The organism is Methylacidimicrobium sp. B4, from assembly GCF_017310545.1.
Taxonomy (GTDB): Bacteria; Verrucomicrobiota; Verrucomicrobiia; order Methylacidiphilales; family Methylacidiphilaceae; genus Methylacidimicrobium.
In genome coordinates, this window is record NZ_CP066203.1 from 1899139 (window position 1) to 1912400 (window position 13262).

Annotated in this window: 10 protein-coding genes; 2 read left to right on the plus strand and 8 right to left on the minus strand. The window is 64.8% G+C overall.

Annotation, left to right across the window (positions count from 1 at the left end; translation table 11 throughout):
- Positions 1-8 precede the first annotated feature (8 nt).
- The 4 genes from MacB4_RS09000 to MacB4_RS09015 are packed head-to-tail and all read right to left on the minus strand — an operon-like array spanning position 9 to position 5123.
- Positions 9-530: a nucleoside deaminase gene (locus tag MacB4_RS09000; RefSeq protein WP_206863512.1), complete on the minus strand. Its 522-nt coding sequence runs from the start codon at positions 528-530 to the stop codon at positions 9-11.
- The gene (gene xdhC, locus MacB4_RS09005) at positions 527-1366 is read right to left on the minus strand and encodes a xanthine dehydrogenase accessory protein XdhC (RefSeq protein ID WP_206863513.1); all 840 of its coding nucleotides are present in this window, start codon (positions 1364-1366) and stop codon (positions 527-529) included. Before xdhC ends, MacB4_RS09000 begins: the two co-directional genes overlap by 4 nt.
- Entirely contained in the window at positions 1363-3726 is a 2364-nt protein-coding gene (locus MacB4_RS09010; RefSeq protein WP_206863514.1) for a xanthine dehydrogenase molybdopterin binding subunit, read from the minus strand. Before MacB4_RS09010 ends, xdhC begins: the two co-directional genes overlap by 4 nt.
- Complete coding sequence (locus MacB4_RS09015; RefSeq protein WP_206863515.1) at positions 3723-5123, minus strand: xanthine dehydrogenase small subunit; 1401 nt, start codon at positions 5121-5123, stop codon at positions 3723-3725. Before MacB4_RS09015 ends, MacB4_RS09010 begins: the two co-directional genes overlap by 4 nt.
- A gap of 171 nt (positions 5124-5294) precedes the next feature.
- Between MacB4_RS09015 and allE the strand changes: the two genes are divergently transcribed.
- Together allE and MacB4_RS09025 are read left to right on the plus strand one after the other, a co-directional pair.
- The gene (gene allE / locus MacB4_RS09020; protein WP_206863516.1) at positions 5295-6089 is read left to right on the plus strand and encodes a (S)-ureidoglycine aminohydrolase; all 795 of its coding nucleotides are present in this window, start codon (positions 5295-5297) and stop codon (positions 6087-6089) included.
- A 12-nt stretch (positions 6090-6101) separates the two neighbouring features.
- Positions 6102-7358 carry a M20 family metallo-hydrolase gene (locus MacB4_RS09025; RefSeq protein WP_206863517.1) on the plus strand — a complete coding sequence of 419 codons (1257 nt, stop codon included), beginning with the start codon at positions 6102-6104 and terminating at the stop codon, positions 7356-7358.
- A gap of 53 nt (positions 7359-7411) precedes the next feature.
- Here MacB4_RS09025 and MacB4_RS09030 read toward each other — a convergent pair whose 3' ends face one another.
- The 4 genes from MacB4_RS09030 to MacB4_RS09045 all read right to left on the minus strand — a co-directional run bounded on the left by MacB4_RS09030 (position 7412) and on the right by MacB4_RS09045 (position 13172).
- Complete coding sequence (locus MacB4_RS09030; RefSeq protein ID WP_206863518.1) at positions 7412-8596, minus strand: ATP-binding protein; 1185 nt, start codon at positions 8594-8596, stop codon at positions 7412-7414.
- A gap of 309 nt (positions 8597-8905) precedes the next feature.
- Positions 8906-10261, minus strand: coding sequence for a cytosine permease (locus MacB4_RS09035; protein WP_242529212.1), 1356 nt, complete (start codon positions 10259-10261; stop codon positions 8906-8908).
- 8 nt (positions 10262-10269) lie between these two features.
- Positions 10270-10617, minus strand: coding sequence for a hydroxyisourate hydrolase (gene uraH, locus MacB4_RS09040; RefSeq protein WP_206863520.1), 348 nt, complete (start codon positions 10615-10617; stop codon positions 10270-10272).
- Between the two features lie 5 nt (positions 10618-10622).
- Positions 10623-13172: a TonB-dependent receptor gene (locus tag MacB4_RS09045; protein WP_242529213.1), complete on the minus strand. Its 2550-nt coding sequence runs from the start codon at positions 13170-13172 to the stop codon at positions 10623-10625.
- Positions 13173-13262 lie beyond the last annotated feature (90 nt).

Genomic DNA, 13262 nt, shown 5'->3' on the forward strand with positions numbered 1-13262 from the left:
CTCTGGGCTTAGTAGTGGATCTTATTCTTCGATTGATTCCAGAGAGCAAAGGCCTGCCGGCAGGCGGGCAGGTCGATCCGCTCGACCAGAAGGCGCCGCTCTTCCGGAGGAAGCTGCACCTCCTTCCAAAGGGCAACGTCGAGGAAGCCGGCTTCCGCGGCCAGGGAGGAGGGGGCGCCGCAAACGATCCTCTCGATCCGGGCCCAGTAGGCGGCTGCCAGGCACATGGGGCAGGGATCGCAGTTGACGTAGAGAACGCATCCTCCGAGATCAAACCGGCCGATCGTCTGGGCGGCCTCCCGAATCGCTTCGATCTCGGCGTGGGCCGTTGGATCGGGACGGGCGGTTACCCGGTTGACTCCCCGTCCGACGATGGCGCTCTCACGCACGACGACCGCCCCAAAGGGCCCCCCCTCGTTCCGGAGCACGTTTTCGGTGGCCAGCCTGGCCGCCTCTTCGAGAAATCGGATCTCCGAAGCGCTCCCCCGGGCTCGGCCTCCCCCCGAAGGATCGGACGGTGAAGGGTTCATGGATCGGGAAGCCCTTCACTTCCCGCTACGTCCGAGGTGGGGGAGGAGAGGAGGGAGAGGAGCTGTGCTGCGGTTGCAATCGCAATCGCGGCCGGGCTCTTGTCCCCGATCCCCGGGAGGCCGATCGGCGTGGTGATGCGGCTCCAGGCATCCTCCCCGAAGCCCGCCTCTCGAATCCGCTTCCGGAAATGGGCACGCTTGGCCTCGCTGCCGATCAGACCAATGTAGCGGAGATCGGTACGGGCCAGGGCCGCTTCGAGGATCGCGAGATCTTCGGCATGGTCGTGGGTGAGGATCACGACGCAGGCTCCCGGAGAGAGGGAAGAGATCCATTTTTCCGGAATCAACCCGGGACAGCAGTGGACGTGCGCAGCACTGTCCAGAGCGGGGAGACGGCTCGGGTGAAGCATCTCCGGTCGGGAATCGACGAGGAAGAGGTCGAGCGGCAGGAGCGAGAGCACCTGCGCGAGCGCCCGCCCCACATGCCCCATCCCGAAGATCGCAACCTGGGGCGCTTCCCGGGTCACCGGCTCGAGGAAGAGGGAGACTTCGCCGCCGCAGCACTGGGCGCCCCACTCTCCCTTCTCGCCGGCCAGCCGCACCGTGATCGAGCGCGGGCTCCTCTCTCGGCGCTCCAGCATCTGCCGCGCCTCGGTAATGGCGCTCTGCTCGAGATTCCCTCCGCCGACGGTTCCGAAGCTCCCTTCGTCCGTCACGAGCATTTTGGCCCCGATGGCTTGCGGCGCATGGCCGCGCACCCCGGTGATCGTGACGATCGCGACCCGGGCATGCGTGCGCAGCAGCTCGCGGAGCTTGTCGATCCAGGGTGTGGTCATGACTGGGACGCTGCTCCCAAGCAGAGCTGCGGGGTCCGTGGATCCGCCCCTCCCGCTTTCTTGCCGGCCTGGCTCCCTCGGCGTGCCGCCTCGATCGCCCAATAGACGCGCTCGGGCGTGGCGGGAAGTCCGAGATCGACCGGGCCGGGACCGAAGGCGGCGATTCCCGCCTTGAGGGCTTCCCGCACCGAGAGAGCGAGAAGGAGCGGGGGTTCGCCAACCGCCTTGGATCCGCCGATGGCGGGGCTTTCGGCACCGCGCGAAAAAAAACGGACCGCGAAGCGGGGAGGGAGCTCGCTCCACGAGGGCAGCTTGTAGGTCGAGGCCCCCGCCGTTCGGAGCCTTCCTTCGCGATCCCAGAGGAGCTCTTCGCAGGCCACCCAGCCGAGACCCTGGAAGAAGGCTCCTTCCACCTGTCCCCGATCGATCAAGGGGTTGATCGAGCGCCCCACGTCGTGGAGGATCTCCACCGAAAGAATCCGATACTCCCCGGTGAAGCCGTCGATCTCGACCTCCGAGACGGCGGCTCCAATCGCAAAATAGGCAAAAGGAGTCCCTTGTCCGGTTTCCGGATCGAAGGAGAGCCCCGGGGTCCGGTAGAACCCTTGGGCAAAGAGGGGGATCGACTGGAGGTAGGCCTCTTCGACGAGCTGGGTAAAGGGAAGAGAACGGGTGGGCTCATGTTCGCAAAAGACCCGCCCATCCTGGAAGCAGACGAGGCGGGCCGGGCAACCGAGCCGCTTTCCCGCCAGCGGGCGGAGGCGATCGAGAAGCTGGCGGCAGGCTTCGGCGACGGCCGGGCCGCTCAGGTCGCAGCCGCTCGATGCCGCCGTCGGGGAGCTATTGGGGATCGCGTCGGTCCGAGTCGTCATGACCCGGATCGATTCGAGCGGCAGGCCGAGCGAGGAGGCCGCGATCTGGCGGATCTTGGTCTGGAGCCCTTGGCCCATCTCGGTGCCCCCGTGGTGGAGCTGCACGCTGCCGTCCCGATAGAGGAGCACGCTGGCTCCCGCCTGGTTGAGGCAGCCGCGGGTGAAGGAGATCCCGAACTTCACCGGGGTGATCGCGATTCCCCGTTTCCCATGAGGATTGAGCCGATTGGCCTCCGCGATCTCTTCCGCCCGCTCCGCGTACCGGGTCTGCTTCCAGAGCGAGTCCCAGAGCGCCCGTAGCGATTCGGCTTCGCGAACCTCCTGGCCATAGGGAGTCGTCTGCCCGGCCCGATAGAGATTGCGTTCCCGAACCAGGGAAGGAGAAAGATCGAGATGATGGGCGATGCGGGTGAGGACCTCCTCGATCAGCGCCGCCCCCTGCGGACCGCCAAAGCCGCGGAAGGCCGTCTGAGAGGTCTTGTGGGTTCGGCAGACGAAGCCGACCGCCTCGATTGCGGGAATCCAGTAGGCATTATCGAGGTGGAGCAGAGCCCGCCAGAGGACGCCGGCCGAAAGGTCCTGGCTCCAGCCGCCATCCGCATAGAGCTCGACCTGGAGTGCGAGCAGGTTCCCGTCCCGAGTGAAGCCCGCTCGGAATCGCCCGAGAAAGGGATGACGCTTTCCGGTCAGGATCATGTCCAGGGAGCGGGGGAGGCGGACGAGGACCGGCCTGCCGGCCTTGAGGCAGCCCAGCGCCGCGATGGCCGCGTAGGGAGCCGCCTGGACCTCCTTCCCGCCAAAGGCTCCGCCCATGCGCGGGCACTCGACGGTGATCCGATGCCGGGGAAGGCCCAGCACGCGGGCGACGACCTCCTGCGTCTGGCTCGGATGCTGGGTGGAGCTCCGGACGAACACTCCTCCGTTCGCATCCATCCAGGCCAAGGCCGCCTGCGTCTCCAGGGAGAAGTGCTCCTGCCCCCCCATCCAGAGGGACCCCCGAACCTGAAAAGGACTCCGCTCCCATGCGGTGGGAAACTCCCCCCGATTCAGCCGGAACGGTCCGGCGAGCCAGCACTGCGCTTCGATCGCCTCCTCGAGCCCAATCACGCTCGGCAGCGGCTCATAGTCCACCGGAATGGCCGCCGCTCCCAGGCGGGCCGCCTCCCGGCTCTCCCCGAGGACCCAGGCGACCGGCTGACCGTGGTAGAAGACCTCCTCGATGGGCAGGAGCGGCTCATCGAAAACGCCCGAGCTCGTATCGTTCACTCCCGGGACGTCGGTCGCGGTAAGCACGGACGCGACGCCGGGCTGTGCAAAAGCCTCCTCGCGTCCGATCTGGCGAATGCGGGCGTGCGCATGAGGGCTGAGGACCGGCCAGGCGTGGAGCAGATCGCGGAAGCGCCCGGCAGCGTCGTCGGCATAGCAGGCCCGTCCGCGGACATGGTCGAAAGCGCTCTCGTGTGGCAGCGGTTGACCGATCGGGCTCAATGGGGAAGGCGACGGGTTTGCCAATGGAACTTCTCCAGGAGGTTTTTTGCTACGGCGAGCCGATAGGCCCTGCTCCCCCGGTGATCGTCGATCGGCGCAAGGGATGCTGCGAGGGCTCGCCGGGCTCGCTCGATCGCCGGGAGCTCCCAGGGCTTGCCCTCAAGCTCTTCCTCCGCCGCCGCGGCACGGAGGGGCCGGTCGGCGACGCCCCCGAGCGCCAAGCCGATCCGCCGCACGCGCCGCACGGCATCGAGATCGAGCGCAGCGGCCAGGGAGACGGTGGCGATGTCATCGCTCTGCCGCTTCGCGACCTTGTAGAAGCGGACGATCGAGGGATAGGGCTTCGGGATCCGAATGGCGCAGATGACCTCCCCGGGCCGAAGCGCCGTTTTCCGGTAGCCCAGGAAAAATGTGCCCAGCGAGATCTCCCGGCTTCCTTCGGAGGAGAGAAGCACGATCCGCGCATCGAGGGCGAGGAGCAGCGGGGCCGAGTCTCCCACCGGGGAAGCCGTCGCCAGGTTCCCCCCCAGCGTCGCGCGGTTCCGGATCAGCGGTGAGGCGAAAAGCGGGAGCCACTCCCGTAGTCCGGGCGGAGGCTCAGGGATCTCCCCGAGACGCTCCTCGATTTCGCGCAGCGAAAGCCCGGCTCCGATCTCGATTCCTTGGGCGTCCTCGCGGAAGCCGCGCAGCTCGGGGATCCCCTCGAGGCTGACCAGGCAGGGAAAGCGCCGAAAGCGGAGGTTGCGTTCCACCGAAAGATCGGTCATCCCGGCCGCCCACCGTGCCTCCGGATAGCGGGAGGAGAGCTTCCAGAGCGCATCGAGGCTGGTTGGCCGCAGGAAGCGTTCGGGACCCGATTCCCAGGAGAGAGGACCGAGCCGGGGCGGAGGAGAGGAAAGGCGTCGGAAGAGCGGATGATCGGCTTCGAGGGGGGGGAGTCGGAGCGCGGCATCCCGAATCGGCCGATAGCCGGTGCAGCGGCAGAGGTTGCCCGAGAGGGCGCTAAGATCGACTCCTCTCTTCAGACGATCGCTCTGCTCCGCAAAGAGCGAGACCACGAACCCCGGGGTGCAATAGCCGCATTGCGAGCCCCCTTCCTCCACCATCCCCCGCTGGGCCTGGCACATCCGGTCTCCCTCGGCCAGCGCTTCGACCGTGTAGATCTCCCGGTGGGCCGCGGCGGCGAGGGGAACCAGGCAGCTATTGATGGCGCGCAGGCACGATCTCCCTTCCCGCTCCTCGACCCAGAGGAGGGCGCAGGCTCCGCACTCCCCTTCGGCGCACCCCTCCTTCGCTCCCGTGAGGCCGAGCGACCGGACGTAGTCGAGCAGGGTCTCCCCCGCCTCGCTCGATCCGACGATGCGCACTCGGCCATTGATCGTGAGAGGAAAGCTCATTGCGTCCAATCACCCGCTTCCCTTCCCGGAAAACCGCAACCCCTCTTTCCTTGCGCTGCCTCAGGCAAGCAGAAGGCGTGCCACCGTCTAATCTAGCCGAGATCTTCAGAAACCGGAAGGGGCAGCCGGACGCCGTCGCGGCACAAAAGTTGCTTATCGTCAGCCGATGGCATGACGGCGACTAGCGGTGGGAAGGAATCCTTCGCGGAGAGGTCGTCGCTCCTCGGCAGCACGCGGACGGTGGTCGCAAGAAGGCATGCGCTGCTGGAGCCGGCAAGCCATGTCCGCGGCGGGCTGCCGGGATTCCCTGCCCATGCTGCGGTGATCTTGATCTCCCCTCAAATCGGTGCCGGCTTCGTCCAGTTCCTCATCCATTTGAAAGGAGAGGAGGGGGGCGGCTCAAGCCTGCCGGGAGTCGAGAGCTTCCTCTACCTCCTTGCCGGAGAGGCCTCCGCCGATCTCGGCGGGCGAGCAGCTTCGCTCGCCGCAGGCGATTTCTTCTTCTCCCCACCGGGCATCGAATGGAGCCTCCGTGCGGGCGGCTCCGGTGCTCATGCCGTCGTCTTTCAGAAGACCTATGCCCGCCTGCCGGGAGTGGAGCCTCCTTCGCCGGTCCTCGGACGAACCGAGGAGGGAGGGGGTCTCCCCTTTTTGGGCGATCCCGATGCCCTTCTCCAGACCTTCCTCCCCGAGGAACCCTCCTTCGACATGGCGGTGAACCTTTTTCACTTCCGTCCAGGCGCCTCCCTCCCCTTCGTGGAGGCGCACGTGATGGAACATGGGCTGTTGATGCTCCAAGGGAGAGGGATCTACCGGCTCGACGACGCCTGGTATCCGGTGGTGGCGGGGGATGCGATCTGGATGGCCCCCTATTGCCCGCAGTGGTTTGCGGCCCTCGGTCCCACGCCGGCCCGCTATCTTTATTACAAGGACGTGGGCCGCCATCCCCTGCGTGGCTCGCCTTGAGAGTGGGCGGAGATGGAGGATCGCTTCGGCTGCGCACCGCTTCCGATTCGCCGAGAGCGGATCGTCTCCCTTCTGGAAGAGCTGGCGGCCTTTTCCGACCCACCTTCCCCGGGCGTCACCCGGATCCTCTTCTCGCCGCCCGATCTGGCAGCGCGAACGTGGCTCAAGGCCCGCTGCCGGGAGCAGGGACTCGCCATCCGGGAAGATGCCGCCGGTAACCTCTTTGCTCGATGGGTGGGCCGGGAGCCCGATCTCCCAGCGATTGCCACGGGCTCCCATATCGACGCTGTCCCGCATTCGGGTCGCTTCGATGGGACCGTCGGGGTCGTGGGAGCGCTCGAGGCCTTCCGGGCCCTCCGCCAATCGGGATTTCGCCCAAAACGGTCCCTGGAGCTCGTGGTCTTCACCGCCGAGGAACCGACCCGTTTTGGCATCAGCTGCTTGGGCAGCCGGCTCCTCTCCGGAAGAATGCGGCCGGAGGATCTGGAAAGGTTGCAGGACGAAGCGGGCGAGAGCTTCCCTCGGCTCCGCGAGCGCGCGGGCTTGGCGCAACTCCCACTCTCCGCCCTTGCGCCGCCCCGTTATGCGGCATTTCTCGAGCTCCACATCGAGCAGGGCCCGGTTCTCGCAGGGACGGGCGAGGCGATTGGAGCCGTCGAGGCGATCGCGGCCCCGGCCGCCTATCGAGTCCGTTGGGAAGGGGTGAGCGGACATGCGGGCACGCTGCTCATGCCCGATCGGCGAGATGCCCTGGCGGGTGCTGCGGAAGCAATCCTTGCCGTCGAGCGCGCAGCCAAGGAATCGGGGTCTCTCGACACGGTCGCCACGGTGGGAGAGATTGCCGTGAGCCCCGGGGCTCTCAACTCGGTTGCGGGCAGCGCCTCCTTCGGGATCGACCTGCGCGACAGCGATCCGCGGCGACGCGAGCGCGTGGCGCGCGCCATGCGCCAATCCCTTGGGGAGATCGCAAAGCGACGAGGATTGAAGCTCAGTTGGCAAATCCTCTACGAAGATCCCCCCGCCGCTTGCGATCCCGCGCTCGTCGCACAGATCCTCGAAAGCGCCGATCGGCTCGGGCTCCGGGCACGGAGGATGATCAGCCGGGCCTATCATGACTCCCTCTTCCTGGCTCTCCTCTGCCCGGTTGCGATGATCTTCATCCCATGTCGAGGAGGCAAGAGCCACTGTCCGGAAGAGTACTCCTCGCCCGAGCAGATCGAGGCCGGAGTGCATGTCCTGGCCGATTGCTTGCGGGCCTTGGCGGGCTAGCCGGCTCGCAACCGCCATCGACATGGGCAGATCCCTGCGCGAGGCATTGCCCCTCACGCATCCATCTTCGGCAGGATCCTCTTCATGAATCCGTCGAACAAGGGAACGGTGAATGCCGTATCGCCGTGAGCGGGGCTGTAGATCATCCCTTTGGCAATCAGGCGATTTCGCAGCGGCGCTGCCGAGGTAACCGTCATTCTCAGTCGTTCCGCGATGTCGCCGGAGCGATGAGGCCCCGCACCGAGCTCCGCCATGGCACGCAGATAACGCTTCTCGGCACGAGTCAGCCTGTCGAAGCGTACACGGAAAAAGCCGTCGTCCAACTCCGCCAACGCCAAGGTTGTCGCACGCTCCGCGTCGCTGCGGGAAATTGGCGAAGCATCGGCCAGATTCCAGGCATGCCTTCCCCATTCCTGGAGAAAGTAGGGATATCCCTGAGTTTGGTCGAGAATCTCCTTGATTGCCAGCGGCTCGAAATCGACGTGCTCCTTTTTGGCTGGTATGCAGAGCGCGGCGCGAGCGGCGTGATCATCCAGGCGATCAATCTGCACGAACTCGAAGAGCCTTTCTGCGTATGATTTGGCACGTCCCATCTGCCCGATCAGTTGTGGCAAGCCTGCGGCAAGCATCGTGATCGGCAACTGGCGTTGGCTCGCTTCGTGCAACGCCCGGATCAAGGAAGCGAGCTCATCATCCCGCACATATTGGAGCTCGTCGATGAAGAGCGCGACGGCTGTATCGTACTCGCGCGCTGCATGCCCGATGGATGTCAGCAGCTCGGTCAGGTCGATATCCAGATGGCCGCTATCGGCAAGACCGCGTTCCGGCTCGAACTCCGTGCTGATTTCGATATCCTTGTATTTGATTTTCCAAGCATTCACGAAGCCTGCGAAAGCCTTTCGAGCTATTCCGAGAGCGGCGCGCACGCGCTGGCCTCTGTCGAGCCGTAGAAGAATGACCCGCAGAATTGGGATCAAGAGTGCGGGCAAGGACCTGCCTTCCGGCGCTTCGATCTTCACGCTGGCAAAGCCCCGGGCCTCGGCATCGACCTCGATTCGGTTCAGCAGCACCGTCTTGCCGACTCCGCGTAGCCCGTGAAGGATCAAGCTTCGGGCGGAACGGCCAGACCGTATCCGGTCGAGCGCGATCGCGGCTCGTTCGATCCACGCATCCCGTCCAGCTAGTTCCGGAGGTGGCGTTCCGGCACCAGGAGCATAAGGATTCTTTCGTGGATCCATTTATACAAAAGTTAGCAGTATTATCATAATGTGATAAGATTAGATAAGAACCGTATAAGGCAACCGAGCGCCCTGGTCAAGATCCCTTGTCCCGGGAGGGGAATCTACGGAAGAGGCGCCTCCCGGGATCGCCAGGAGGAACCGCTACGGTCCGATCGAACGGGCTTCCCCTCTCTTCCTTGCCGTTGCCGCAGACAGGGAGGCACCCTGGCCGCGGCTGCCCGTGAACGGGGGAACTTCGCTCCAGCCCGAACGGAGCCAGCGCCCGCCGTAATGCGAGCCAGGAAGCCTTTCCAGAGGCTGCCTCGATCACCCGAGAGCTGCCGCCTGCTTCTCACGCTGGGTCAGGCTGAGGTAGAGCAGAGCCGAGACGACGGCGCCAACGATGACCGCACCATCGCCCCATTCGGGATGCGCGGCGGCGATGGGTCCGAGGAACCAAGGCTCTTGCCGGATGAAGGGGAGGGAAGAGAGAACTCCGCCCAGCCAGCAGAAAAAGCCGATCGACCCCGTGTCGAGGGAAGGGATCCGCGAGAGGCGTGGCCGGAGGTGGGCGATCGCCAGGATCGGAAGGCGCGGGAAGATCAGGTAGGCGAGCAGGAAGAGGAGCCCCTCGTACCGCTGGTAGAATTCCTGCTGGCCGAAAAGCGCGACGGCAAGGCCCGTTGCACCAACAAGGAGAGAGGCTTGGTATTGGGGGAGGCGGAGCCCGGCACCCAGGAGGGAGAGGCCAGCCGAGTAGAGATTGATCATGTTGGCGCTGATCGTTCCCATCACGATCGCTGCCGCGAGGAGCAGGTGGAGGGAGCCCGGCAGCAAGGAGAAGAGCAGATCTGTCGGGTCTTCGGAGCGGATCGCTCCCCCCAGGAAGGCGCCGAGGATCTCGATCCAGGTAGTCGAGAGAAAGGCTCCCCAGAAGGTGTGCCAGAAGACCTGCCGCTCGATCGACCGGGGCTCGTTCTCGTAGCGGAGGTAGCGGGAGTAGTCGGCAGCGAAGAGCATCCAGCCGCCGAGGTAGGAGAGGGAGATGGTTGCCCCGAGGATCCATGCCCCGGGGACCGCTGCTCCACTCCCAATTTTCGGTGCTGGGCAGGAGCCGACCGGGAGGGGGAGCAGGGCGAGCGCAGAGACGACGGAGAAGAGGAGTACGAGGACCAGGAAGCAGGCATCTCCCGCCCGAAGGATGAGCTTGTGGCCGATGCTGGCAACCAGGATTTGGACCGCGGCGAGCAGGAGGATCGCCGGGGCGGGAGGGATCGAGAGGATATGCTCGAGGGCATAGGCGCAGACCACCGTGTTGACGGCAAACCAGGAGGCGCCGTTCAAGAAGTTGATCCAAGAGAGCACGCGGTTGCCCGGGCGGCCGAACCACCGTTCGCAGAGAGCCATCATCGGGACGCCGTAGCGGACGCCGTAGGTGGAGAAGAGGCCGAGCGCGAGGGAGCCCAGGAAGTTGGCGACGGCGATCGCCAGCGCGGCCTGCCAGAGCGGGAGGCCGAGGAGGGTGGTCGCGATGGCTCCCGTGCCCAAGGTCGCGATGTTGACGTTGGCGGCCATCCAGAGTCGGAAGAGGCTTTCCGGCTGGCCGTGGGCTTCTTGCGCCGTGACCCGCTCGATTCCCTTCACCTCGAAGGGAGAGCTCTTCCTCGTGGCTCGCAGGGGCATTCCCTTCCTCATTGCCCGCGGTAGACCGTGTAGCTCCATGGGGTGATGAGAAGTGGGATGTGGACGGGATCGGTCGTTCCGCTCATGCCGAAGCGGATCACGATCTCGTCGAGGAAGGGCGGCTCGGGAAGCGAGATCCCCGCTTGGGTAAAATAGCCCGCAATCGCAAAGACGATCTCGTACCGCCCGGCTTCGAGAAGTGCCTTCCCCGGGGGCGTGCAGGCCGCCCTTCCTGTTCGATCGGTCCGGCACTCGGCCAAGAGCTCCTGTGACTCGGCGCGGTAGAGGCGGAGCGGCACCCCCTCTGCGGGTCTTCCGTGGAACAGATCGAGCACGTGGGTCGTGAGGTCGGTCATCCTGGCTAGAACTTGTAGGCGACATTGCCCTGGACCCAGAAAGGGAGGCCCGCCACGATCTGCTCGGTGTCCATCTCTCTCCCGAAGGTCACCCCCGGGCCATAGGGAAACCAGAGATGCCGGTTGTCGGTCAGGTTATAGATATTGACTGCGAAATCCCACCGGGGTGTGGCGTAGTAGAGGCGCGCGTTGATGACATATTCGGTGGGGATCTCGAGGTTGTAGGCATAGTCGAGATACTGGTTGCTCAGGACGAGCGCCGAAAGGGTGACACCCAGTCCTCCGTCGGTCTGGTAGGTGACCATGGCGCTCAAGGTCTGATCGGGCCACCCGACAAAGGCATACTTTCCGGGGGGATAGTTGGCCGCGTTGTTGAGCGGAAGCCCCTGGGCGAGTGCAGTCGAGGTCGAATAGGTCTGAAACTGAAAGGGGCCGACGGGCATCCCCGACCAGTTCTCGGTGCCGTTGGCGAGCATATATTGGACGCGCGCCCAGAAGTTCCTGCTCGGCTGGTAGGTGAGCGCGAGCTCGAATCCCTTGATGTAGGCTGGCGTCGGAGGCATGCCCATGTTGGCGATGTAGAAATCCTGGCTGAAGCCCGCGGTGGTGATGTAGAGCTTGTCCTGGAGCAGGCTGAACTTGAAGCCTCCTTCAATGAGCTGATTGACCAGCCGGAACTCCGCCCCATCGTAAAAGGGCGTATAGCCTCCCATGACCCCCACCGCACTCGTATAGCCCCAGTTGTAGTCGAAGTAGGCGGTCATCCAGGGGAAGGGCTTGTAGACCGGGCTCACGTTGACCATCGGCATGAGCACCGCCGCATCGTATCCGGTCGAGAGGAAGGCCGGGGTGCCTGGAGGCGTTTGGGCGGTGATGAAGAGGCCGGTTGCCCGGGCGCCGACCAGCAGGGTGAGCTGATCGGTAAAGTGGATGTTGTGCTGGTAGAAGGGGGCGACCTGCCAGAACTGCGAATCTTCGGTGAGCGAGTAGCCGTTCAAGGGCTCGAAATACCATCCGGCGGGAGCCGATGGGATGGGCCAATCTCCTCCGCCGTAGGCGAGGGGATTTCCCACTCCCGCTGCGAAGGAGCTCGAAAGGGAGGAGTTCCATAGGTTGGGATTGGCGAGCGCGGGATTGGCCGGGTTGCTAATGCTCCAGGAGTTCTGCGTGCCAAAGAAAGAGACGGCCTCGTAGTCGACGTTGCGTTGGAAGCCGAGCTCGACTCCCGCATCGATGTGCTGCTCGAAGAGGGCCTCTTCCGGATGGAGAGTGGCCAGGACCTCCGTCCGATTGAAGACCTCGTAGTCTCCTGTCACGTCGATGTCCTCCCATTGCGCATAGTCGATGAGCGAGCTGCGGATGTAGAAGGCGAAGGTGTTGTTTCGAATGCGCAGGTCGTCGTCGATGACGACATTTTGCACTAGTTGAAGCATCCCGCTCATGCCTAGGGCGCCGCTGGCCGGATTCATCGCGGTCGAGCGGAGGCTGATCGGAACCAGCGGTCCCGCGTAGGTGTTGAAGTTGGGAAATCCGAAGCCGACCTGCGAAGGGGGAAGGGCGCCGGTCTGGTAGAGGCCGTTGTCGATGAGCTCGTTGGTCGGCCGATTCAGGAAGTCCATCACGTTGAAGTTGTAGGTGCCGAAATCGGAGTAGAAGTCGACCGAGTAGTTGTCGGTGGGGCGAGCGCTCAAGGCCAGGTAGAAGTTCTGCTGGTCGTTGTACTGGTACTGATAGTAGCTCCCATTCTCCATCCCTAGGTAGCTGAAGCGGTAGGCGACCTTCTTCTCCTTGTCGATCGGCCCGCCGATATCCGCACCCCAGAGGTAATTCTGGTACATGCCGGTCGTGTCCCAGACATTGCCGCGGAACCGGTCGAAGTAGGGCTGCTTGGTGATGTAGTTGACGGCACCCCCGTTGGCCTGGAGCTCGCCGAAGACCGCGTTGGGTGGGCCCTCGATCACGTCCATCGACTCGACCATGTTGTAGTTCCAGGGAAGGTTCCACCAGCCCGCGTCCTGCATCGTCATCTGCATCCCGTTGATGAATCCCAAGGGCGGCATGCCGCGGATCATGGGAGCAAAGACGAGGTTGTTCCCCGCGGCGGCCGTCGAGCCCGGCGAGAGGAAGGCGGTGCTCACTGGATCGAAGACTCCTTGGGTGCCCGCTCCCTCGGTCTGCAAGATCTTCTGGTTTACGGGGAAAATCTGGCGAGGGGTGTCGAGAACGCTCATCGGCTCTCCGTAGGCCCCCGACTCCGTCGGTATCGCTGTCGGCAGCATCGACTCGCCGGGGACGGTTGTGGTGACCACCATGCCGGAGAGGCTGCCCTGCTGCTTTGCGGGCGTTGGCGCACCAGTCGTTCCGAGGGCCGGAGCCGATCCCTCCGTTGGGACGGTCGCTGGATCGGGAGAGAGGGCCTCGGGCCCGGGGCTGGCGGAGGGAGCGGCGGGAACGGGAAGGGTCTCCGAGGAGGCGAGGGCTGTGCCCGTCGCAACCACCCAGAGAAGGAGGGAGAGCGGTTGTCCTCCCGCTGGTCGGGGAGTCGTCGAGATCACAACGATTTTCGGAACGCTCGGTGGTCCCATCCTCCGCTTGGCTCCGGAGGGCAGATAAAGCAGCCGCCGTGCCAAGCGGAGAGGACTGCG